General features: G+C 54.1%; 22 protein-coding genes and 4 tRNA genes. 8 read left to right on the top strand and 18 right to left on the bottom strand.

Annotation, left to right across the window (positions count from 1 at the left end):
• Positions 1–19: 19 nt before the first annotated feature.
• Both yigL and pldB read right to left on the bottom strand, forming a co-directional pair.
• Complete coding sequence (gene yigL, locus AC07NP_RS18875) at positions 20–820, bottom strand: sugar/pyridoxal phosphate phosphatase YigL (protein ID WP_494661387.1); 801 nt, start codon at positions 818–820, stop codon at positions 20–22.
• A gap of 15 nt (positions 821–835) precedes the next feature.
• Positions 836–1,852 carry a lysophospholipase L2 gene (pldB, locus tag AC07NP_RS18870; RefSeq protein WP_494661386.1) on the bottom strand — a complete coding sequence of 339 codons (1,017 nt, stop codon included), beginning with the start codon at positions 1,850–1,852 and terminating at the stop codon, positions 836–838.
• 110 nt (positions 1,853–1,962) lie between these two features.
• Here pldB and rhtB point away from each other — a divergent pair, with 110 nt between their 5' ends.
• The gene (gene rhtB, locus AC07NP_RS18865) at positions 1,963–2,583 is read left to right on the top strand and encodes a homoserine/homoserine lactone efflux protein (protein WP_494661385.1); all 621 of its coding nucleotides are present in this window, start codon (positions 1,963–1,965) and stop codon (positions 2,581–2,583) included.
• 40 nt (positions 2,584–2,623) lie between these two features.
• Here rhtB and rhtC read toward each other — a convergent pair whose 3' ends face one another.
• From rhtC to pldA, 3 genes are all read right to left on the bottom strand, one after another.
• Positions 2,624–3,244: a threonine export protein RhtC gene (rhtC, locus tag AC07NP_RS18860; RefSeq protein WP_203359453.1), complete on the bottom strand. Its 621-nt coding sequence runs from the start codon at positions 3,242–3,244 to the stop codon at positions 2,624–2,626.
• Positions 3,245–3,308: 64 nt separating this feature from the next.
• Positions 3,309–5,138 (bottom strand): ATP-dependent DNA helicase RecQ, encoded by a 1,830-nt coding sequence (gene recQ, locus AC07NP_RS18855; protein ID WP_494661403.1) that lies wholly within the window; start codon positions 5,136–5,138, stop codon positions 3,309–3,311.
• A gap of 77 nt (positions 5,139–5,215) precedes the next feature.
• Positions 5,216–6,085: a phospholipase A gene (pldA, locus tag AC07NP_RS18850; RefSeq protein ID WP_203359454.1), complete on the bottom strand. Its 870-nt coding sequence runs from the start codon at positions 6,083–6,085 to the stop codon at positions 5,216–5,218.
• 162 nt (positions 6,086–6,247) lie between these two features.
• Here pldA and yigI point away from each other — a divergent pair, with 162 nt between their 5' ends.
• Together yigI and rarD are read left to right on the top strand one after the other, a co-directional pair.
• Entirely contained in the window at positions 6,248–6,715 is a 468-nt protein-coding gene (gene yigI, locus AC07NP_RS18845; protein WP_192613959.1) for an acyl-CoA thioesterase YigI, read from the top strand.
• 51 nt (positions 6,716–6,766) lie between these two features.
• Complete coding sequence (gene rarD / locus AC07NP_RS18840; RefSeq protein ID WP_203359455.1) at positions 6,767–7,663, top strand: EamA family transporter RarD; 897 nt, start codon at positions 6,767–6,769, stop codon at positions 7,661–7,663.
• Between the two features lie 82 nt (positions 7,664–7,745).
• Here the strand turns inward: rarD and corA are convergent, their stop codons facing one another.
• From corA to lptM, 8 genes are all read right to left on the bottom strand, one after another.
• Complete coding sequence (corA, locus tag AC07NP_RS18835) at positions 7,746–8,696, bottom strand: magnesium/cobalt transporter CorA (RefSeq protein WP_192613961.1); 951 nt, start codon at positions 8,694–8,696, stop codon at positions 7,746–7,748.
• A gap of 153 nt (positions 8,697–8,849) precedes the next feature.
• The gene (gene ysgD / locus AC07NP_RS18830) at positions 8,850–8,906 is read right to left on the bottom strand and encodes a YsgD/CorL family protein (RefSeq protein WP_238340021.1); all 57 of its coding nucleotides are present in this window, start codon (positions 8,904–8,906) and stop codon (positions 8,850–8,852) included.
• Positions 8,907–9,119: 213 nt separating this feature from the next.
• On the bottom strand, positions 9,120–11,282 hold the full coding sequence (uvrD, locus tag AC07NP_RS18825) for a DNA helicase II (RefSeq protein ID WP_192613962.1): 2,163 nt from the start codon (positions 11,280–11,282) through the stop codon (positions 9,120–9,122).
• A 76-nt stretch (positions 11,283–11,358) separates the two neighbouring features.
• Positions 11,359–12,075 (bottom strand): 5-amino-6-(5-phospho-D-ribitylamino)uracil phosphatase YigB, encoded by a 717-nt coding sequence (gene yigB / locus AC07NP_RS18820; RefSeq protein WP_276293366.1) that lies wholly within the window; start codon positions 12,073–12,075, stop codon positions 11,359–11,361.
• A complete protein-coding gene (gene xerC / locus AC07NP_RS18815; RefSeq protein ID WP_276293367.1) occupies positions 12,075–12,977 on the bottom strand; it encodes a tyrosine recombinase XerC in 903 nt (300 codons plus the stop codon). The genes yigB and xerC overlap by 1 nt, the downstream gene beginning before the upstream one ends.
• A complete protein-coding gene (locus AC07NP_RS18810) occupies positions 12,974–13,681 on the bottom strand; it encodes a DUF484 domain-containing protein (RefSeq protein ID WP_494661384.1) in 708 nt (235 codons plus the stop codon). Before AC07NP_RS18810 ends, xerC begins: the two co-directional genes overlap by 4 nt.
• Positions 13,678–14,502 (bottom strand): diaminopimelate epimerase, encoded by an 825-nt coding sequence (gene dapF / locus AC07NP_RS18805; RefSeq protein WP_203361351.1) that lies wholly within the window; start codon positions 14,500–14,502, stop codon positions 13,678–13,680. Before dapF ends, AC07NP_RS18810 begins: the two co-directional genes overlap by 4 nt.
• Positions 14,503–14,538: 36 nt before the next feature.
• Entirely contained in the window at positions 14,539–14,742 is a 204-nt protein-coding gene (gene lptM, locus AC07NP_RS18800; protein ID WP_192613966.1) for an LPS translocon maturation chaperone LptM, read from the bottom strand.
• A 137-nt stretch (positions 14,743–14,879) separates the two neighbouring features.
• Here lptM and cyaY point away from each other — a divergent pair, with 137 nt between their 5' ends.
• Positions 14,880–15,200: an iron donor protein CyaY gene (cyaY, locus tag AC07NP_RS18795; RefSeq protein ID WP_192613967.1), complete on the top strand. Its 321-nt coding sequence runs from the start codon at positions 14,880–14,882 to the stop codon at positions 15,198–15,200.
• Positions 15,201–15,242: 42 nt separating this feature from the next.
• On the opposite strand, the gene cyaA is transcribed toward cyaY, so the two are convergent.
• Positions 15,243–17,789, bottom strand: a complete 2,547-nt coding sequence (cyaA, locus tag AC07NP_RS18790; RefSeq protein WP_494661383.1) for a class I adenylate cyclase — start codon at positions 17,787–17,789, stop codon at positions 15,243–15,245.
• A 389-nt stretch (positions 17,790–18,178) separates the two neighbouring features.
• On the opposite strand from cyaA, the gene hemC reads away from it, so the two are divergent.
• From hemC to hemY, 4 genes are read left to right on the top strand one after another with little or no spacing between them, the layout of a single operon-like run.
• Positions 18,179–19,120, top strand: a complete 942-nt coding sequence (gene hemC, locus AC07NP_RS18785; protein WP_494661382.1) for a hydroxymethylbilane synthase — start codon at positions 18,179–18,181, stop codon at positions 19,118–19,120.
• Positions 19,117–19,857: a uroporphyrinogen-III synthase gene (gene hemD, locus AC07NP_RS18780; protein WP_494661381.1), complete on the top strand. Its 741-nt coding sequence runs from the start codon at positions 19,117–19,119 to the stop codon at positions 19,855–19,857. The genes hemC and hemD overlap by 4 nt, the downstream gene beginning before the upstream one ends.
• A 21-nt stretch (positions 19,858–19,878) precedes the next feature.
• The gene (hemX, locus tag AC07NP_RS18775) at positions 19,879–21,132 is read left to right on the top strand and encodes a uroporphyrinogen-III C-methyltransferase (protein ID WP_494661380.1); all 1,254 of its coding nucleotides are present in this window, start codon (positions 19,879–19,881) and stop codon (positions 21,130–21,132) included.
• Between the two features lie 2 nt (positions 21,133–21,134).
• Complete coding sequence (hemY, locus tag AC07NP_RS18770) at positions 21,135–22,331, top strand: protoheme IX biogenesis protein HemY (protein ID WP_494661402.1); 1,197 nt, start codon at positions 21,135–21,137, stop codon at positions 22,329–22,331.
• A gap of 594 nt (positions 22,332–22,925) precedes the next feature.
• Here the strand turns inward: hemY and AC07NP_RS18765 are convergent.
• The 4 genes from AC07NP_RS18765 to AC07NP_RS18750 all read right to left on the bottom strand — a co-directional run bounded on the left by AC07NP_RS18765 (position 22,926) and on the right by AC07NP_RS18750 (position 23,362).
• Positions 22,926–23,002, bottom strand: a tRNA-Pro gene (locus tag AC07NP_RS18765).
• Between the two features lie 42 nt (positions 23,003–23,044).
• Positions 23,045–23,131: transfer RNA gene (locus tag AC07NP_RS18760), tRNA-Leu, on the bottom strand.
• Positions 23,132–23,153: 22 nt separating this feature from the next.
• Positions 23,154–23,229, bottom strand: a tRNA-His gene (locus tag AC07NP_RS18755).
• 56 nt (positions 23,230–23,285) lie between these two features.
• A tRNA-Arg gene (locus tag AC07NP_RS18750) sits at positions 23,286–23,362 on the bottom strand.
• Between the last annotated feature and the right edge of the window lie 37 nt (positions 23,363–23,399).

The following is a 23,399-nucleotide window of genomic DNA, read 5'->3' as shown; positions in this document are numbered from 1 at the left end:
CAACGAAAGAACAGTTACATCAGGATAAAAACAGCTCACGCAGGTAATGCGGCACAGCGTCGTCAGCGTTGGTGCCAATCACGTCCAGTCCCGGATGCAGGTCTTTCAGGCGCTGGTGCGCATTGCCCATAATGCAGCCTTTACCCGCCATGGAGAGCATCTCGGCGTCGTTCATGCCATCGCCGAAGGCAATGCAATCCTTCAGGCTGTAGCCCATTGCTTTGGCGACGGCCTCCAGCGCATGCCCCTTCGAAACGCCTCCGGCCATCACTTCCAGGCACGTCAGCGTCGAGAAACTCACGTTGACACGATCGCCCCAACGCGCGTTTATCGCCTGTTCAAGCGGCAGCAGTATTTCATGAGAATTGCTGGTGAAGAACACTTTGCTGATGCCTTCCGGCTCCAGTAAACCAGGTTCAAACAGCGAGTAATTGAAAACCGCCTCTTTGAAAAAACGCATCTCATCCGGACGATGGCGATTCATGAACCATTCGTCGTTGCGATAAACGTTGGTGATGATATCGGGGTTCGTGTTCACCACGCCAAACAGATCGCTGGCAATGTCGCGATCCAGATTATGCGTAAACACCAGATTTCCTTCGGGATCGTGCACGCGCGCCCCGTTGGAGGTGATCATGTAAGACTGAATCTCAAGGTTATCGCGGATTTGCCCTACGTCGACATGGTGACGCCCGGTCGCAAAAACAAAATTGACGCCACAGGCAGTCAACAGTTTCAGTGTCTCTTTAGCGTAAGGGGATAACGTGTGGTCGGGAGAGAGTAGCGTACCATCTAAATCAGACGCAACAACCTGATACATAAGAAAATTAAACCTCTATGCAAAGCGATTTTCGCTGGATGAATTATGCCTGTTGAAAAATTCAACAATAGCGTTGAGCGCGACTGAGCGCATTGCGTCCTTTTCAAAAAGGATCTCGTGGTACGCGCCTTTGATGACAAGCGGCTGACCTCCTTCTACAGGATGGCCCGCTGCGGCGCGGATTTCACAAAAACGGTCATGCATGCGGTTATCAACCACACGCTCTTCTTCTGCCTGGATGAGCAGCGTAGGCGTCGCATCATCGCCCGCCCCTGCCAATACCTGTTCGCCAGCCTGAATACCTTCACGTACCCAGTGATATGTAGGCCCACCAACCCGCAGTTGCGGTTCGTCGGCATAAAAACGTAAGTTGCGACGGTAGCGTTGTCGGCTGTGGGTTAACGCATTCATGCTAAACGGCAGCGCCCGCCAGCGACCCGTGCCAATCGCGTACCCTTCACGGATGCGTTGATGCCCTTCCGCCCAGTCGAGAATATGGCGCACCATAAACGAGGGCAGACGCATCACAATACCAAACATCGGCGCACAAAGCGCGATGGCATCGCAATGCGCGGGGTGACGTTGCAGAAACAGGGTGGCAATCGCACCGCCCATGGAATGGGCGAGAATGTAGCGTTTTCGCCACGGCCCCGGTTGAACTTCTTGCCGCCAAAAGTCGGTTAAATCATCGACATAATCATTAAAACTCACCACATGTCCACGGTGCGTGTCCGACAATAACCGCCCGGATCGCCCTTGCCCACGATGGTCGATAATGAGCACGTCAAAACCCGTCTGAAACAGGTCATACGCCAGTTCAGCGTACTTTACATAGCTTTCAATGCGGCCGGGGCAAATCACGACCACACGATCATTTTTTTCTGCGCGAAAACGGACAAAGCGTACCGGAACATTGTCCACGCCCGTAAACTCCGCTTCCTCCCGCTGACGCCAGAAATCTGTCAGTGGTCCCATGGAAAAAGCGGCAAACGCGTTTTCTCTTGTTTCCCAGTCTTTTTGCTGCTGAAACATCGGGTATCCAGCCTCGTTAACCACGTAAAATCGTTTTTTTTGTCATGTCTGACACAACACAGCAACAGTAGCGTATTGTGGCATAAAAATAGACAATCCGGGAGTTTCTCATGACCTTTGAATGGTGGTTCGCCTACCTGCTGACATCCATTATTTTGAGTCTTTCACCAGGTTCCGGCGCCATCAATACCATGACCACTTCAATCAACCACGGCTATCGTGGCGCAGCGGCATCCATTGAGGGTCTGCAAACCGGACTCGGCATTCACATCGTTCTGGTGGGGATCGGTCTGGGGACGCTATTTTCACGCTCGGTCATCGCCTTTGAAGTTCTGAAGTGGGCGGGTGCCGCCTATCTTATCTGGCTGGGCATCCAGCAATGGCGCGCTGCGGGCGCTATCGATCTGAACACGATGGCAAACACACAATCACGTGGCCGATTATTCAAACGCGCCGTCTTTGTCAATCTGACCAACCCAAAGAGCATTGTTTTTCTTGCCGCCCTGTTTCCGCAATTTATCCTGCCGCAGGAACCGCAACTGATGCAGTACGTCATCCTCGGCATCACCACCATCGTGGTCGATGTAATTGTGATGATCGGTTACGCGACGCTGGCGCAACGCATCGCGGCGTGGATTAAGGGGCCAAAACAAATGAAGGCGCTGAACAAAGTGTTCGGTTCGTTGTTTATGCTGATCGGCGCGCTATTGGCCTCAGCAAGACATGTCTGAAATGTTGCCGGAAAGCGCGAGCGCTTATCCGGCGTATCACTTAGCGAGAAATAATCAGATGAATGCCGAAACCTGCGAATAACGCGCCGGCAAAACCGTCGATCCATTTCGCCATACGCTGATAACCGCGACGCATTTTCGGCAGGGCAAACAGACTGGCAACAATCGTAAACCACGCCAGCGTCTCCACAATAATCAGCGCGAAAATACCCCAGCGCTCAGTCGTGCCAACATTATCACCGACAAACAGTGAGAACACCGAGCCGAAGTAAATAATCGCTTTCGGGTTCGCCAGGTTGGTCAGCAAGCCTTTCAGAAAGCTACGCCCACCCTGAGCCAACTCCACCTGCGGCGCGGGAGCCGTCGTTTCCTGCTTTTTTAACGCGCCACGGAGCATTTGATACCCCATCCAGCACAGGTACAGACCGCCGCCCACCATGATAATGGTGTGCAGCCAGGCCATTTTCTCAATGATCAGATGCAGCCCAAGCAGCGCCACGCTCGCCCAGACCATCACGCCACAGGTAATGCCCAACACGCCCATCATCGCTTCTTTACGTGAACGACTGACAGCCGTTTGGGAGACAAAGAAAAAGTCTGGTCCAGGACTCATCAGCGCAACAATGTGCACCATGGCCACGGTGAGGAATAGCATCAACATAAAAAATGACTCGCGGGGAAATAGTTCAGTGAGTCACCATCCTGGCACTTTTTTTCCTGGCTGACTACTCTTCGTCGTCGCCATCGACATGCGCGCGGATCAGCGCCATAAACTCTTTGCCAAAACGCTCCAGTTTTCGCATGCCGACACCGTTAACGCTGAGCATTTCACTCGGCGACACCGGCATCTGTTCCGCCATTTCGATAAGCGTTGCATCGTTGAAAACCACATAAGGCGGGATATTCTCTTCATCGGCAATCGCTTTACGCAATTTACGCAATTTGGCGAACAGCTTACGATCGTAGTTACCGCCGAAGGATTTCTGCATCACACGCGGCTTCAACGCGACAATACGCGGCACGGCAAGCTGAAGAGCCACATCGCCGCGCAACACCGGACGTGCTGCTTCGGTTAACTGGAGCGCCGAGTGATGGGCGATGTTTTGCGTCACCAGCCCAAGATGAATCAGTTGACGGATGACGCTCACCCAATGCTCGTGGCTCTGCTCGCGGCCAATGCCGTAGACCGGCAGTTTGTCATGGGCTAATTCACGAATGCGCTGGTTATTCGCGCCGCGAAGGACCTCCACGACATACCCCATACCAAAGCGCTGGTTAACACGATAGATAGTCGACAGCGCTTTGCGCGCATCCATTAATCCGTCGTACTGTTTTGGCGGGTCGAGACAGATATCGCAGTTGCCGCACGCTTCCTGACGCCCTTCGCCAAAATAGTTGAGCAACACCAGACGACGGCAGGTTTGCGCCTCAGCAAACGCGCCCATCGCATTCAGCTTATGACGTTCAATATCCAGCAATTGTCCGGCAGGCTTTTCTTCAAGACAGCGTCTGAGCCACGCCATATCCGCCGGATCGTAGAACAGCATCGCTTCTGCAGGCAGACCGTCGCGACCAGCACGCCCGGTTTCCTGATAGTAGGATTCGATATTTCGCGGAATGTCGAAGTGCACCACGAAGCGCACGTTGGGTTTGTTAATCCCCATACCGAACGCCACAGTCGCCACGACGATTTGCAGATCGTCACGCTGGAATTTTTCCTGCACATCAGCGCGAACGTCGTTTTCCAGGCCCGCATGATACGCCGCCGCGCTGATCCCGCGGCTTTGCAAACGTGCGGCGGTGTCTTCCACTTTCGCCCGGCTATTACAGTAAATAATGCCCGACTTACCGCGCTGTTCCTGAACGTAACGCATGAGCTGATCGAGCGGCTTAAACTTCTCCATCAGCATGTAGCGAATGTTCGGGCGGTCAAAACTACTGATCTGAATTAACGGATCGTTCAGCCCCAGCAGGCGAACAATGTCCAGCCGCGTGGTTTCATCGGCTGTCGCGGTCAACGCGACGAACGGCAGGGCGGGGAAACGCTGGCGAAGCTGGCCCAGTGTGGCGTATTCCGGGCGGAAATCGTGCCCCCACTGTGAAATACAGTGGGCCTCGTCAACGGCTAGCAACACCGGATTCCAGTGCGCCAGATGCTCAAGGAAGTTATCCAGCATCAGGCGTTCTGGTGCGATATACAGCAAGCGGATTTGTCCGGTACGGCAACCCGTCATCACCTCAAGCTGTTGTTCACGGCTCTGGGTTGAGTTCAGACACGCCGCCGCCACACCGTTGGCCAGCAGTTGATCAACCTGGTCTTTCATCAGCGAGATGAGCGGCGAAACGACCACGGTTAACCCGTTCAGAAGCAGCGCCGGGATTTGATAGCACAGGGATTTCCCGCCACCGGTTGGCATCACGACCAGACAGTCGCGACCGGAAATAACGGTGTCGATAATCTGTTCCTGACCTGGGCGAAACTGTTGGTAGCCGAAGGTTTCCTGCAAAACCTGTTTAGCTCCCGACTCCAGATTCAACACTTCCGCCTGCGCCACATTAACCCCATTCACCAGTATAAAAACAGGCGCTATTTTCAGCGCCTGAGAGAGAAACTGCAATGTTTAACTGCTTATCAGAAGATATCGTTCAGCATCACACCCACGCCGACACGCGTCTGATTAAAGTTATAGTCGATCAGGGATTCGCCATATCCGCTGTAAACCTGGGTGTAGAGACGCACGTGCTTCGTTATCGGATAGCTGAGTCCAAGTTCTGCGCCGCCGTATCCGGTATTCCAGTTGTACTGCCCTTTTGCACTTAACACCGCGTCACCGAGGTGGTAGCCGATTTTAAGCTGGTAATAGCCCATGTATTTGGTGATATCAGGGTTATCATCGGTACTGCCCACGACAAACCACGGCTTCACTTCCACCAGCCAGTTGCCATTATCAGCCATCAGACGGGTATAAATGCGGTTCCAGCTACGCGATGTCGGATCTGAACGCCCATTAGAATCGTGGTTATACCCCATCTCTACATCGCGCAAGGTCCAGCCCGCAAGCTGATAATCGGTGGCAAATCCAAGGAATAGCTGCGGTTCGTAGTTCGTTTCGCGGAAAGGCGAGGACTCTTCGCTATTCGACAGTTGCCACCAGGATTTTTGGGTGTAGGACGCCCCCAGCACCGAATTCGCCCCCAGAATGCCGCGCCAGAGAGGGAAAGCCAGACTCAGCTGAAACTTCACTTCATCTTTTCGGGCATTATCCGACCAGTTATAGCTACTGATAGCCTCTTTGTTCAGGTCACTGGTACTGGTGTAAATCAGATAGTTGGTATCATAGGGATACAGTGTGAACGGATTGTCATGCTCTAGCAGCATGTTGGCGATAATACTGCCTCGCACCGCCGGTGCATCATGAACGTCTTTCACTGTCGCTTCCTGCGCATACGCGGCCAACGGCAGCATTGCTGCTGGTAATAACCATCCCAGAATCGCCCGCATCGGTACTCTTCTCCTGAACTAAATATTGATGATTTGTATAATTATCTACCAAGCATTCTACATACTTACTCAATTCCTGTTTAGTTATCCTCTCCTAAAGTAGAAAACAACAAACAAGAAGCATAATATCAACATTTCATTAACCATGGAGTGTCCAATCGTATGTCTGCTGTACTTACTGCTGAAGAAGCCCTGAAATTAGTGGGTGAAATGTTTGTCTACCATATGCCGTTTAACCGGGCATTGGGGCTGGAACTGGAGCGCTATGAAAAGGAGTTTGCCCAATTAGCTTTCAGTAATCAGCCGATGATGGTTGGGAACTGGTCACAGAGCATTTTGCATGGCGGGGTGATTGCCTCTGCATTAGATGTTGCTGCCGGGCTGGTTTGCGTGGGGAGTACCCTGACCCGTCACGAAACCATCAGTGAAGATGAACTACGCCAGCGGATGTCACGCATGGGCACCATTGATCTACGCGTCGATTACTTACGTCCAGGCCGTGGTAACCGTTTTACCGCCACCAGCAGTTTACTCCGGGCGGGCAATAAGGTCGCCGTGGCACGCGTGGAGTTACATAACGAGGACCACCTTTATATCGCCAGCGCGACCGCCACTTATATGGTGGGGTAAGTACGTGAAAAAAGGTAAACTGCCGTTCTATTTCTGATATGAGTTTTCCCGATGGATGCTAAGCAAACGCGGCAGGGCGTATTACTCGCTCTTGCTGCTTATTTTATTTGGGGTATCGCACCCGCGTACTTCAAGCTGATCTCTTACGTTCCAGCGGACGAAATCCTGACGCACCGCGTAATTTGGTCATTCTTTTTTATGGTGGCGCTGATCAGCGTCAGTCGTCAGTGGTCGTATTTAAAAACGCTGCTACAAACGCCGAAGAAGATCTTCCTGTTGGCGTTGTCGGCGGTTCTGATCGGTGGAAACTGGCTGCTCTTTATCTGGGCGGTGAATAACCACCACATGCTGGAAGCCAGCCTGGGCTACTTTATCAACCCGCTGGTGAACATCGTGCTGGGGATGATTTTCCTCGGCGAGCGCTTTCGTCGAATGCAGTGGCTGGCCGTCGCGATGGCGGCTTGCGGCGTGCTGGTGCAACTCTGGACGTTCGGTTCACTGCCGATTATCGCGCTGGGGCTGGCGTTTAGTTTCGCCTTTTACGGTCTGGTGCGTAAAAAGATTGCGGTGGAAGCGCAAACCGGCATGCTGATTGAAACGCTGTGGCTTTTGCCGGTCGCCGCGATTTATCTCTTTGGCATTGCCGACAGCGCCACCAGCCATATGGATAAAAACCCCATGTCGCTGAACCTGTTGCTGGTAGCCGCAGGGATTGTCACCACAATACCGCTGCTCTGTTTTACCGCCGCGGCAACGCGTCTGCGCCTCTCCACCCTGGGATTCTTCCAGTATATCGGCCCAACATTGATGTTTATTCTGGCGGTCGTGTTTTACGGCGAAACGCCGGGTGCCGATAAAATGGTGACGTTCGCCTTTATCTGGGCGGCGCTGGCGATTTTCGTGATGGATGCAATTTATACCCAGCGCAGAACGCGCAAAGGGATGTGATTGTACCTGATGGCGCTTCGCTTTAAGGCCTACACAACCTGTAGGCCGGATAAGGCGTTAGCCGCCATCCGGCAGCAAAACGTTAAAGCCAGTTCTTGCGCTTAAAGTACAGATACGGCGCCAGTCCGGCGAGAAGCATAAAGATAATCGCCCCAGGATACCCAAAACTCCACTTCAGCTCCGGCATAAACTCAAAGTTCATCCCGTAGCTGGAGGCCACCAGCGTCGGCGGCAGGAACACCACGGAAACCACCGAGAAGATCTTGATGATGCGGTTCTGCTCGATGTTGATAAAGCCCATTGCCGCCTGCATCAGGAAGTTCACTTTCTGGAACAGGGATTCGTTATGCGGCAGCAGGGATTCGATATCGCGCAGGATCTCACGCGCCTGCTCCAGTTGTCCGCCCGGTAAACGCGCTTTACGTACCAGGAAGTTGAGTGCGCGCTGAGTATCCATCAGACACAGGCGAACCTTCCAGCCGATATCTTCCAGTTCCGCCAGCGTGGAGAGTGCTTCGTCATATTCATCGCCCTGATGCCCTTCCATGATCACACGGCTGAGTTTTTCCAGGTCGCTGTAGATGTTTTCAATTTCATCCGCCAGCTGTTCGATTTTGGTTTCAAACAGATCCAACAGCAGCTCATACGCATTGCCATCCACCATCGCCTGGCTGCGGGCGCGCATACGATAAAGACGGAACGCGGGCAGTTCACGTTCACGCAGGGTGAACAGACGGCCATCACGGATGGTAAATGCCACCGTGGAGTTACCGGCGTGGTCTTCCGCATCTTCAAAGAAGAAAAAGGAGTGGATGTGCAGACCGTCTTCGTCTTCAAAGAAACGGGCGGATGCTTCGATGTCTTCCAGTTCAGGACGTGTTGCCAGGCTCTGACCCAGTTCAGATTGTACGCGCAGGCGCTCGTCGTCATCCGGCTCAACCAAATCGATCCAGACAGCATCAATCAGGGTTTGTGACTCTTCGACTTCCAGCCGGGTTAGTCGGTTTTTTTCCAGTTGAAATGCGCTCAGCATGACCGGGACTCCCAATGCATAAAAATATCGGACGCTCGGTGGGCACACAGAAACAAATTGGGTTTCAGACCATTAAACAGCCTGACTCAACGCGACGGGAAAAGAGAGAAAGTCGCTGACAACCGCGAAGGCTATCAGCAAAAAGGGATAGCCTTAGGAGTTGATCCTGGATGACAGGATAATGAGCCAGCATCTACTGGGTGTGTCCAAGGCGAATGTCCTCTTAGCGTAATCGTGCGCGCATGTTACGCCAGCATAAATTTGACGTCAACACGCAACGGAACGCGAAAAAGTAATAATTCCCCCTAATGCTTTAAGGTTAGCAGAGAGGGATGATTTATCTATGTTTTCAGAACATTAAGCGGCAGAATGCCGGATGGCGGCTTCGCCTTATCCGGCCTACGAATCATAAGGTTAGTGATGTTAGACCGTTTCCAGCCTGGCGTACGCCGCCACTAACCATTTGATTCCCTGCCCCTGAAACGCCACCTGCAGGCGACTGTGTTCACCGCTGCCTTCCAGATTCACAATCGTGCCCTCGCCGAACTTGGCGTGGCGCACGCGCTGGCCGAGTTTGTAACCAGTGTCGTTCTCAGCCATCGGCGTTCCCATCCGCTGATGGCTGACCGGGCGGCTCACCGTCGCGCGCAGACGAACTTCTTCCACGCAGTTTTCCGGTAGTTCACCGATAAAGCGCGACGGGCGATGGTAAACCTCTTTTCCGTACAGACGACGCGTTTCGGCGTAGGTCAGGGTCAGTTTTTGCATCGCTCGGGTAACGCCGACGTAGGCCAGACGACGTTCTTCTTCCAGACGCCCGCCCTCGTCGAGCGACATCTGGCTCGGGAACATCCCCTCTTCCATACCGACGATAAATACCTGCGGGAACTCCAGCCCTTTCGCGGAGTGCAGCGTCATCAGCTGTACCGCGTCCTGCCAGGTATCCGCCTGCCCTTCGCCCGCTTCCAGCGCAGCATGGGAAAGGAACGCCTGTAACGGCATTAAGTCTTCGTCTTCTTCGTTGTAGCTGAACTGCCGCGTTGCCGTCACCAGTTCGTCTAAGTTTTCGATACGCGTCTGACCCTTCTCGCCCTTTTCCTGCTCATACATCATGCGCAGGCCGGAGTCTTTCACCACGCGGTCAGTCTGCACGTGCAGCGGCATATCCGCCGTTTCTTGTGCCAGCGCATCAATCAGTTCCATAAAGCGCTGTAACGCGCTCGCAGCGCGGCCCGCCAGCGCTTTTTCCTGCAACAACTCGCGGCAGGCTTGCCACAGCGTCAGCTGACGATCACGTGAGGTCTGGCGTACTACGTCCAGCGTACGGTCGCCGATGCCGCGCGTTGGCGTATTCACCACACGCTCAAACGCCGCATCATCGTTGCGGTTGGCAATCAGGCGCAGATAAGAGAGCGCGTCTTTGATTTCCTGACGCTCGAAGAAGCGCATACCGCCGTAGATGCGGTACGGCATGCTCGCCTGCAGTAACGCCTCTTCCAGCACACGCGACTGGGCGTTGCTGCGATAGAGAATGGCGCACTGATCCAGCGCGCCGCCGTTGTCCTGCCAGGTTTTTATGCGGTTGACCACAAAGCGCGCTTCGTCGAGTTCGTTAAAGGCGCAGTAGAGCGAGATAGGCTCGCCGTCCGCGCCATCGGTCCACAGCTTCTTACCGAGACGACCGTTGTTGTTCTCAATCAGGGCGTTCGCCGCGCTCAAAATATTGCTGGTTGAACGGTAGTTCTGCTCCAGGCGGATAGTCTCCGCGCCGGGGAAATCGTTGAGGAAGCGCTGGATGTTTTCAACCTGCGCGCCGCGCCAGCCGTAGATTGACTGGTCATCGTCGCCCACGATCATCACTTTGCCGGTATCGCCCGCCAGCAGGCGGATCCACGCATACTGAATGTTGTTGGTATCCTGGAATTCGTCGACCAGAATATTGGTGAAGCGTTCACGGTAGTGCTGAAGAATGTGCGGCTTATTGAGCCACAGTTCGTGAGCGCGCAGCAGCAGTTCGGCGAAATCGACCAGCCCTGCACGGTCGCACGCTTCCTGATAAGCCTGGTAGACCTTCTGCCAGGTCTGCTCAACCGGGTTGCCGTAGCTCTGAATATGGTGTGGGCGCAGCCCTTCGTCTTTCTGGCTGTTGATGTACCACATCGCCTGACGCGGCGGCCACTGCTTCTCGTCGAGATTCATGGCTTTGATCAGGCGCTTCAGCAGACGCAGCTGGTCTTCGCTATCGAGGATTTGGAAATCCTGCGGCAGATTGGCATCCAGGTGGTGCGCGCGCAGCAGACGGTGCGCCAGCCCGTGGAAGGTACCGACCCACATCCCGCCCTGCGTCGTCCCCATCAGTTGCCCGATACGATGACGCATCTCTGCCGCCGCTTTGTTGGTAAAGGTCACCGCCATAATGGAGTACGGCGAGCAGTTTTCCACGCTCATCAGCCAGGCGATGCGGTGTACCAGCACACGCGTCTTACCACTGCCCGCCCCCGCCAGCACCAGCATGTTGGTGCGCGAAGCAGCGACGGCTTCGCGCTGTTTGTCATTAAGGCTGTCGAGCAGGTAAGAAACGTCCATTGATGGCACCGTGTGTAGGGCGGACGGCAAACGCCCTCCGCAAAAACCCTGTTAATTTATACAATACTGCTGGTGATTATATCAGCGAGGTCAGCGATGCCAACCGGGAAATTTCCAGATGCGGTAACAAACGGCTGTCATTGGTCTGCATCAGGTCGGCATTCTCCGGCTTGATCCAGCACGCCTGCATGCCGCAGCGAATGGCGCCAGCGACGTCGGTGGTGAGATCGTCGCCCACATGCAGGATCTCGCCGATCGGGACGTTGAGCTTCTCAGCAGCTAAGGCATACATGTCGCTAAACGGCTTCGAACGACCGTCCGGACCCGCCCGCAGGACAAACTTAAAATAGTCGCCCAGCCCAAACAATTCCGGCTGCGCATTGCCGTTGGTAATCGCCACCAGCGGCCATTTTTTTGCCAGTTGCGTAAGCGTGTCGTGTGTCTCCTGCGGGACGTCGATCCGACTACGCCACTTTGCGAAATTCATCATCGCGGCGTTGGCGCCTGCCGTCGCCTCTTCTGCTGATAATCCCGCATTCAACATGGCACGTTCTACGGCACGATACCGCCACTCAGTGACGTCATGGTAAATGTCCGGCTCCGCTTCGCGTATTGCCTGGCGTAAACGCTGCAGGTCAGCGTTTTGTAATGTGCGCAGCGCAGGGTGATAGTTTTGCACAAAGGCGAGCGCTTCCTGCTCCGTGCGCAGAATAACCTGACGGTTATCATAAAGGGTGTCGTCCAGGTCAAAAGTGAGCGCAGAGATGCGCCCCAACGGCCGGTAAAAACGCATTATTTCCCCCGTTTGGCGCGTGGATGCGCCGCATCGTACACCGAGGCCAGGTGTTGAAAATCAAGATGAGTATAGATTTGGGTGGTCGAGAGATTGGCGTGCCCCAGTAACTCCTGCACACCGCGCAGATCGCCGCTCGACTCCAGCATATGGGTGGCAAATGAGTGGCGCAGTTTATGTGGATGCACATGGCTATTCAGCCCCTGCTTGATGCCCCACTCGGCAAACCGTTTTTGCACGTTACGCGCTGAAATCCGTTTTCCCAGTTTTGAGAGAAACAGCGCGTCGTCGTCACCGCCAAACAGGCCACGCAGATCCAGCCAGTGTTCAATCCACGCTACCGCATTACGTCCGATGGGCAGGCGTCGCTCTTTGCTGCCTTTCCCCATCACCCACACTTCGCCAGTGTCGAGATCGAGATGTTTGATATCCAGCCCAACCAATTCTGACAAACGTAGCCCCGCGCCGTACATCACCTCCAGCATTGCGCGGTCACGCACGGCAAGCGGGTCATTGAGGTCGATATTCAGCAGGCGATTCACATCGTCAACGTCGATATTTTTCGGCAGATGGCGCGGCGCTTTGGGTGCGGAGATCCCTTTCGCCGGGTTGGCCGGCAACTCGCCCTGGCTCACCAGCCAGTCGAAGAAACTGCGCAATGCAGAGAGGCGCAGCGCCAGACTGGCAGGACCAAGCCCTTTGCGACGACTGCGCACCGCAAAACTGCGTACTCTCGCAGCATCACATTGTTGCCAGCTCTGCATTCCGGTTTCCCCGGCTAACGCGATAATGGCATCAAGCTGACGCTGATAATTCAGGAGCGTTATTGGGCTAAGCTGCCGCTCCACGCCCAGATAGCGCAAAAAGCGGGCAACGTCCTGAGAAAGCGGCAAATCCGTCATATGCGTTCAATCCAACGCTCAAGCAATTCCGGCAATATCAGCGCTATTTCATGCAGCAACTGCGTCCCTTGCCCCTGCTGATAATGATGAGCATCACGACTGCTGAACAGCATGACGCCGAGATCGCCCTCGCGTCCCAGCATTGACATCGCCACCGAGCCTATCGCTTTTGCTTCCGGCAGCACCACCAGCAGTTCCGGGCCGTTGAGCGGGCCAAGATAGTGCTGCTCGTGCCCCAGACGTTGAATACGCAACGGTTCGAAGGCCTGACGGCTTAATGCCAGATGCGTGAAACTCGACGGCGCGCCGAGTCGCCAGCGATCGGGGAATAAGCGGATTGTTGCCCCTGCCAGCCCCAGATCGCGCGCCCAGCGATGAAAACGTATCAGCAGCTCATCCAGACTACTGGCTGACGCCAGCCGCCCCTGGAGATACAACAGCCGATTAAACAGACTTTCGTTGGCGTTAGCCTGCTCCATCAGTAGCGTCATGTTCTCTTCGAGCACATTGATATGGTTGCGCGCGCGCACCATATGCCATTCAACTAAAGAGATGGTCCCACGCACCGGGTGCGGGACACGCATCGCTTCGACAGCGCGCGCATTGCGGATAAAAAACTCAGGGTGACGCTGTAAATACTCGACGACCGCACGGTCATCCAGTTCCATGAGTGTGTCCTGTAGTTCTTCCCCTGGTTGCTTCATAGATGAATAAATCCGTCGTAGACATGTGCCGCCGGGCCAGTCATATATAACGGATGGCCCGGACCTTTCCAGGCGATATCAAGACGACCGCCGGGTAATTCCACGCGTACTTCTTCTGCCAGCAAACCCTGCTGAATGCCGACCGCCACGGCAGCGCACGCACCACTGCCGCAGGCCTGGGTTTCTCCTGCCCCACGCTCATAAACGCGTAACCGGATATGCTCGCGTTTGACCACTTGCATAAACCCGATATTGGCGCGCTCAGGAAAGCGTTCATGATTTTCCAGAACCGGTCCCAACGTTTCTACGGCGGCCGTATCAACATCATCAACCTGAATCACGCAATGCGGGTTCCCCATCGAAACGACGCCGCACAATACTGTTTGTTCAGCGACTCGCATAATATAGGTCTTTTCCGCTTTGTTGGCGCGAAAAGGCACCTGCGCCGGTTCAAAGTTGGGCTCGCCCATGTTGACCCGCACCAGGTCGTCGTCGGTGACGCTCAGAACCATGCGGCCATTGGCCGTGCTGACGCAAATATCGCGCTTGTTCGTCAACCCTTTCAGGCGAACAAACCGGGCAAAACAGCGTGCACCGTTACCGCACTGCGAGACTTCACTCCCATCCGCATTAAAGATGCGGTAATGAAAATCCAGCTCAGGATCGTAAGGCGGTTCGACCACCAACAGCTGATCGAACCCGACCCCCAGATGTCTGTCCGACAGACGGCGGATCAATTCCGGCGAGAAAAAAACATTCTGCGTTACCGCGTCGACGACCATAAAATCGTTGCCAAGGCCATGCATTTTAGAGAATTGCATCATTCGCTCCATTCACGCGGGTACAGAGGGTTACCGTCAGTAATTCACCTGAGTAGGGCCGTCGCCTGTTGCACGATCATTTCGTTCTGGCATGGTGGATTGCGTTTGCGGTTCAACCTTATGCGTCGGAGGCGGTGCATTTTTGTCCTCTGGCGGAAAATAGAGCGGGCCTTTAAGACCGCAGCCCGTCAGGCTGAACAGAGTAAGAAGTACAGCGAGTGCCTGAAACACGTTTTTCATTATGGATTGCCTGTAAGTTCATGCTTTCTGTTTTCTATCATCGCAGGAGAAGACGTAAAAGCAAGAGTTTGCCTGCAAACTGCAACGTGTTTTGTTTCGCGTTATACTGCGAACATCACGAAAAATGGGATAAAAAAATGAATGACAGTGAATTTCATCGCCTTGCGGACACCCTGTGGATGACCATTGAAGAGCGTCTGGACGACTGGGACGGCGACAGCGATATCGACTGCGAAATCAACGGTGGCGTGCTGACCATTACCTTTGAAAACGGCAGTAAAATTATCATCAACCGCCAGGAGCCGTTGCACCAGGTGTGGCTGGCGACCAAACAGGGCGGCTACCATTTTGATCTGAAAGGCGACGAATGGATCTGCGACCGCAGCGGCGAGACTTTCTGGGCGCTGCTTGAGCAAGCGGCAACGCAACAAGCGGGTGAAGCGGTTAGCTTCCGTTAAGATTTTTGCCGGATAGGGTCTTCGCCTTATCCGGCATACATATCAAGAGAAATACTGCTGCAACAGCGGTGTATCGTTGTCCTGACTGGCCGGGGGCACCGTACCAATCGACTGCGTGCGGAATGGGATCACCTGCGCACGACCCTCGGTATTCACGATCTGGTAGAACTGTGGCAAGTTAAAGTTGATGAAACTGGAGCCATACGTAAAGCGATCGTGGGAAGATGAATAGAAGCGGCTAACGTCGCGCACCAGCTCCTCTTTGCTACCTTCGCAGTGATGGTACACTTCCGCCCGGTTACTTTCGTCCAGAATGTAGATATTAAAGCCTTTTTCATCGCCGGTTTCTTCGAAGAAGAACTGAATAATGCCTTCACTGGCGAAACCATCCACCACTGACGGTAACTTCACATGGTTTGTCTCAACCTGCACAGAAAGCCCATGCAGCTTGTTATGTGAAATAGCGCCATAGAACTCGATGGCGTTTTCCAGCTTCTGCACTGAAACGTTCAGACGTTCAAAGAACAGTCCCCAGGTCTGGCCCGCAACGCGTAGCGCTTTGAAGCGCCCCGTTTCCTGCCGCGTGCTGGAGAGACGCAGTTCAATACACTCAGAAACCAGTTGCTGTACGCGGGTGCGAATCAGTCCACGCAAATGCTGGCTGTAGCAGAAGACTTCCACGCTGTCCGGAGGGGCGGCATCCTGGTGCATTTTGCCCAGAATCGTTTTCAGCGCTTCAATCATCGCCTGTTCGCCGTTGAAATGCAGAGTACGCACTTCGTTCCATGAGTTGCGATACAACAGGTCAACGCTGCCCACCAGGCAATTTTGTTCTTCGCCAAAGCTGAAGATATCCAGCTTGCGGAAATCAAAATGCACGACCTGATTACGGAACGCCGCTGTCGGGTCATATTCAAGGTTGACGATAATCGCCAGGTGGCGAATTTCACACGGACTGTAGAGCGCTTTTGGCGTTGGCGCTGGCAAACGCAGAGGGAAATGGTGTGACACGTCAGCCACCATCTCCTGCAACTTCGACAGATCAACAATGCCGTTGCCTTTAATAAACAGGTGCGTACGTGAGGTCAGCAGGCCGTTAAACCACGCCCAGGCCACCAGCTTGTTCAGGTAACGGTTATATTCCAGCGGCTGATGGCTGATGATGGAATCCATGTTTGGCGCGCGGTTGTAGAGATACCAGCCTGAACGGTTGGCACGACCCGGCGGCACATGGATAAACGTCAGATTCGGCTCGGAGAGATCCGGCGAAATCTGCGGGTTCACCAGCGTCACTTTACCCGGCAGCGCCTCAAATGCGGCATAGAGTTTACGGGTCAATACCCCGATATCCTGTGGACTGGCGCTAACGCTGAGGTTGTTACGGCGCGCAAAGCGGATCAGGTTACGATAGCTCTGCATCATGGCATCGAGCAGTTCGTTGTGCGCTTCGCGGACTTGATCGATCTTCCAGTTAGCGCGGTTGTCGAGCATGGCCAGACGTGCTTCGTCCCATCCCCACTCTTTGACTAACTGACTTAATACTTCACGGCGCCAGCCAACACAGGCGCGTTCACGACTCAGTTTCTCGCAGACTTTCAGGTAGAAACATCGACGCACCAGATCCAGGCGCGTTGGGTCTTCAATCGCCGTGAGATATTCGGTAACACGTTCCAGCATCATGCAGTAGGGATCAAGACCAAAGGAAACGATCTCGCCATCGTGCAGACGCTGTTTGATGTCTTTCGCCAACAGGCGAGGATCCGGGTATTCCCAGGAATACGCTTCCAGCAGCAGCGTTTTCAGCACCGCTTTGTACGGTGAATCAATGCTTTTGTAGAGCTGCCAAAGGCTGGCACCAAAGTACTCTTCCGCTGAAAGTGAGCTCAGTCCGCCCAGATCCAGCCATTCGTTTGGCGTCAACACCCCCTGCGCGTAGAGCGTCATCACGTAATCGTCGTAATGCTCTTCTTCGTCGCACGGCACCATATTCCACAGAATACGTTTACCGGCCAGACGCACAGCGGTGCGATAAAATTCGTCGAGCAGCAGGATATGCTGCGTGGAGCCACAGTCTTCACCACCCAGACTGCCGCTTTCATTGTGGCGGAAACGGTTTTCATCGATCAGGAAGAAGCTGACTTCAACGCCCAGCGAAGCGGCCCAGCTTTCCAGAAGGCTGCATTTGCGTTGCAGCAACTGGCGCTCTTCGCTGTCGAGCCAGGATTGGTGGCAGACCCAGATGTCCAGGTCAGAAGAACAGCTTTGCCCTACTGAAGACGTACTGCCCATTGAGTAAACGCCGGTAATCGGCAATTCACCTTTCGGCGGGTTCTGCACAGACATACCACGGTGCAGTTCCAGTTCATTCAGATAGTGGCGTTGGGTTTCATCAGGCGAGTAGAAACAGATGCCTTTGGGAACGTTACCATCCAGGTAACCCGGCATCAGCGGATGGTGATAATGCAATAATGTCGGCAGCAGACTGTATACCTGCTGGAAAGCAGGTCCCATGGCAGCAAGCGCGCGGTCCACACGCAGTTGATTTATGGCATCCAGTCTCTGTTTCAAAGTCTCAATATAGAGGTACAAGACGTATCGCCTGATGTTGCTACCCGTCATGTTTCTGTTTGTCGCCACCGTTACGTGGTTTCGCAAACGTCATCATTCGGGATATACCGTATGTCAAAAATAGCCGTTACCTTTTTTCGGTCTCCTCTTTGAGGCACAGACGAAAAAATGGTCTAAAACGTGATCAATTTAACACCTTGCTCATTGACCGTAAAGAAAGTTGCACTACTTACCAGTGTAGCACCGTTCGCTTCGTGTAAATTCTGTAATAAGGCAAGGCGCTTTCTCGTCACGCTTCACTGTCATTGACGACACAACGCCGACTCTCTCACTCACCTTTGACCGTAACACTGACATCCCACTTGTAAGGATGTTAGGATGGTCCACGGACGATAATGACGGTAACAAGCATGTTAGACAATGTTTTAAGAATTGCCACACGCCAAAGCCCCCTTGCGCTCTGGCAGGCACATTTTGTCAAAGACGCCTTGCTGGCGAATCATCCTGGACTGGTTGTTGAACTGGTGCCAATGGTGACGCGTGGCGACGTAATTCTTGATACTCCTTTGGCGAAAGTGGGCGGAAAAGGCTTGTTCGTCAAAGAGCTGGAAGTCGCGCTATTGGAAAAACGCGCGGATATCGCGGTGCATTCCATGAAAGATGTACCCGTTGAGTTCCCGCAGGGCCTTGGACTGGTCACCATTTGCGAACGCGAAGACCCGCGCGATGCGTTTGTCTCAAATACCTATCATCATCTGGATGAACTGCCGGCGGGCAGCATCGTAGGCACCTCCAGTCTGCGTCGCCAGTGCCAACTGGCTGAACGCCGTCCGGATCTCATTATCCGCTCGTTGCGCGGCAATGTCGGAACGCGCCTCAGCAAACTGGATAACGGTGACTATGACGCCATTATTCTGGCCGTTGCCGGGTTAAAACGCCTGGGTCTGGAGTCACGTATTCGCACCGCCATGCCGCCAGAAATTTCGCTTCCTGCGGTCGGACAAGGCGCGGTTGGCATTGAATGTCGACTGGATGATACCCGTACCCGTGAACTGCTGGCGCCGCTGAATCATGATGACACCGCCGTGCGTATCAAAGCCGAGCGCGCCATGAACACCCGCCTGGAAGGTGGCTGTCAGGTGCCCATTGGCAGCTATGCTGAAATCATCGACGGTGAAATCTGGCTACGTGCATTAGTGGGTGCCCCTGATGGTTCGAAGATGATTCGCGGCGAACGACGCGGCTCGCCTCAGGATGCCGAACAGATGGGCATCTCCCTGGCAGAAGAATTGCTGGAGAACGGAGCCCGCGCCATTCTGACAGAGGTCTACAACGGAGAAGCCCCCGCATGAGTATTCTGGTCACCCGCCCGTCTCCCTCAGGGGAAGAGTTAGTGAGCCGTCTGCGCACACTGGGGCAGGTGGCCTGGAGCTTTCCGCTCATTGAGTTCACGCCAGGTCGTGAGCTCAATACACTTGCCGATCGCCTGGCCACACTGACTCAGAACGATCTCGTCTTCGCCCTTTCCCAACATGCTGTCGCTTTCGCCCATGCCCAACTTCAGCAGCAAGGGCAAAACTGGCCAACGCTCCCGCAGTATTTTGCTATTGGCCGCACCACGGCGCTGGCGCTGCATACGGTGAGCGGGTGCAATATTCGTTATCCTCTGGATCGGGAAATTAGCGAAGTCTTGCTACAATTACCTGAATTACAAAATATTGCAGGTAAGCAGGCACTTATTTTACGTGGCAATGGCGGACGTGAACTGTTAGGAGACACCCTAATGGAACGCGGGGCTGATGTCATTTTTTGTGAATGTTATCAACGCAGTGCAAAACATTACGACGGTGCAGAAGAGGCCATGCGCTGGCACTCTCGTGGTGTCACAACGGTGGTTGTCACCAGTGGCGAGATGTTGCAACAGCTCTGGTCAATGACACCACAATGGTATCGGGAACACTGGTTACTACGCTGTCGGCTGCTGGTCGTCAGCGAGCGTCTGGCGCACCTCGCCCGGGAATTGGGCTGGCAAGATATTAAGGTCGCTGATAACGCCGACAACGATGCGCTACTGCGCGCATTACAATAACTCTCATAATGGGATGCCATAATGACGGAACAAGAAAAATCCTCCGCCGCGGTTGAAGAGACCAGGGAGGCCGTGGAAACCACATCACAGCCAGTCAACACTGAGAAAAAGAGCAAAAATAGCACCTCGCTGATCCTGAGCGCGGTAGCCATTGCCATTGCCCTTGCGGCAGGTGTTGGACTTTATGGCTGGGGAAAACAGCAGGCGACGACGCAGACAGCCACCAGCGATGCGTTAGCTAACCAGCTGACAGCGTTGCAAAAAGCGCAGGAAGCCCAAAAAACAGAACTCGAAAGCATTATTAAAAAACAGGCAACACTGTTGGATGAGGCGAGCCGTCAGCAAACGGCACTGGCGAAACAACTCGCCGACGTGCAGCAGAAAGTCGCCACCATCTCTGGAAGCGACGCCAAAACCTGGCTGCTGGCACAGGCTGATTTTCTGGTGAAGCTTGCCGGACGTAAGCTGTGGAGCGATCAGGATGTCACCACCGCCGCAGCGCTGTTAAAGAGTGCGGACGCCAGCCTTGCAGATATGAACGATCCGAGTCTCATCACCGCTCGCCGGGCCATTACCGATGATATCGCCAGCCTGTCCTCTGTCTCGCAGGTGGACTACGACGGTATTATCCTCAAGGTCAACCAACTCTCTAACCAGATCGATAATCTGCGTCTGGCTGACAACGACAACGATGACTCACCGATGGATTCCGACAGCAGCGAACTTTCGAGCTCTATCAGCGAATGGCGCGTTAACCTGCAAAAAAGCTGGCAGAACTTTATGGACAGCTTCATCACCATTCGTCGCCGCGATGAGACTGCCGTGCCGCTGCTGGCGCCAAATCAGGATGTTTATCTGCGTGAAAATATCCGTTCACGTCTGTTAGTCGCGGCGCAAGCCGTTCCGCGCCACCAGGAAGAGACCTACCGCCAGGCGCTGGATAACGTTTCCACCTGGGTTCGCGCGTACTACGACACCGAAGATGCGACGACCAAAGCGTTCCTTGATGAAGTGGACAAACTGAGCCAGCAGAGCATCACCATGGATGTGCCGGAAACGCTGAAAAGCCAGGAAATTCTTGAGAAGCTGATGCAAACTCGCGTGCGTAATTTGTTGGCGCAATCAACAACGTCTACATCTGCGCCTACATCTACATCCGCACCTGCACCTGCACCTGCACCTGCACCTGCACCTGCACCTGCACCTGCACCTGCACCTGCACCTGCACCTGCACCACAAGCTGACACTCCGTCCGCTGCGCCGCAAGGAGAATAATGATGCTAAAAGTATTATTGCTCTTTGTATTGTTGATCGCCGGTATCGTGGTGGGTCCGATGCTCGCGGGTCATCAGGGATATGTGCTGATCCAGACCGACAATTACAACATTGAAACCAGCGTCACTGGCCTGGTGATTATTCTGATCGTCATGATGGTTGCTCTGTTTGCGATCGAATGGCTGCTACGCCGCATTTTCCGCACAGGCGCACACACGCGCGGCTGGTTTGTTGGTCGTAAACGCCGCCGTGCGCGCAAGCAAACAGAGCAGGCGCTCCTCAAACTGGCAGAAGGCGATTATCAGCAGGTTGAGAAGCTGATGTCGAAAAATGCCGATCATGCTGAACAGCCGGTGGTGAACTACCTTCTGGCCGCCGAAGCGGCACAACAGCGTGGTGATGAAGCGCGTGCGAATCAACACCTTGAGCGCGCTGCCGAGATCGCAGGCAACGACACCATCCCGGTGGAAATCGCCCGCGTACGTCTGCAACTGGCACGTAATGAGGACCACGCAGCGCGCCATGGCGTAGACAAACTGCTGGAAGTGACGCCACGCCACCCGGAAGTGTTACGTCTGGCAGAGCAAGCCTATATCCGTACCGGCGCATGGGGATCGTTGCTGGAGATTATCCCGTCGATGGCGAAAGCCAAAGTCGGTGATGAAGAGCACCGAGCCCTGCTGGAACAGCAGGCGTGGATTGGTCTGATGGATAAGGCGCGCGCCGATCAGGGCAGTGAAGGGTTACGAGACTGGTGGAAAAATCAAAGCCGTAAAACCCGCCATCAGGTTCCCCTGCAGGTTGCCATGGCAGAGCATCTGATCGAGTGTGACGATCACGATACCGCGCAGCAGATCATCATCGATGGCCTGAAACGCCAGTACGACGATCGTCTGGTATTACCGATCCCGCGTCTGAAAACCAACAATCCGGAGCTGGTGGAAAAAGTACTCCGTCAACAGATTAAAAATGTTGGCGATCGTCCGCTACTGTGGAGCACGCTGGGTCAGTCACTGATGAAACATGGCGAGTGGCAAGAGGCCGCCCTGGCCTTCCGTGCTGCGCTCAAACAACGCCCGGATGCCTATGACTACGCCTGGCTTGCCGATGTGCTGGACAGACTCCATCAGCCGGAAGACGCTGCGGCTATGCGTCGCGATGGCCTGATGTTGACGTTGCAGAATAACCCTCCGCAGTAACACCTTCATGCCCGGTGGCGAGCAGCTTGCCGGGCATGCCACTCTACGGTAACACCCATAAAAAAACGCCCGCTCCATCAGGAGCAGGCGTTAAACAGGTCTGTATGACAACATAAATGGGTGCTTCACTCAACGTTATGCCCATGGTGTTTGATGAGGCGAAAGCGACATCTGTCTGTGGACGATAAGCACCGTAAACGGCTCTGCATCATTCCTGAGTTTATGAGGCACTAAGGCGAGCATAAGAGATGGAATGAGCATCTACCCGTATATTATTGCACAATGCGTGCCATGATTGAACTGCAAAAAGCAGGGATTCAGACGATTCGGGGAACCGCGCCCAGAGCGGGTCTGCGACGGTTAGCTTCCTTCCCCTTCTTCACCACGAAGCGCCGTTTGTCTCTGTATAACGACAACTCTTCGCGAATATAAAGAAACACTGTAAAAACATAAAATTACTTGTCGCCAGACAGCGACAATCTCACGCAATGACGTCGCCAGGTGGTGACATATCGTATGTGGATGAATTCGGAGATATAACAAAAGAAGGGAACAGCAGAAAACAAAAAACCCCGCCGAAGCGGGGTTCAAAATTGGTCGGCGAGAGAGGATTCGAACCTCCGACCCACTGGTCCCAAACCAGTTGCGCTACCAAGCTGCGCTACTCGCCGATGTACTGCTTTTTTGAATTTTTAGTTCAATTCTTTAAGTCGTGGTGCGAGGGGGGGGACTTGAACCCCCACGTCCGTAAGAACACTAACACCTGAAGCTAGCGCGTCTACCAATTCCGCCACCTTCGCATTGTCACAACTTATCAAATAATGGGGTGGCTAATGGGATTCGAACCCACGACAACTGGAATCACAATCCAGGGCTCTACCAACTGAGCTATAGCCACCACTGCAAATCTTTTACGCGGTCTTTAAAACCACCGCAGCTCCAGCACCGGGTAAATGGTGCGCCCGACAGGATTCGAACCTGAGACCTCTGCCTCCGGAGGGCAGCGCTCTATCCAGCTGAGCTACGGGCGCTTAGCGCCGTTGCGGGGTCGGATAATACGGACTTCCC

Source organism: Citrobacter sp. GW821-FHT07H02 (genome assembly GCF_059418505.1).
This window is presented reverse-complemented; position numbering and strand designations above follow the sequence as displayed.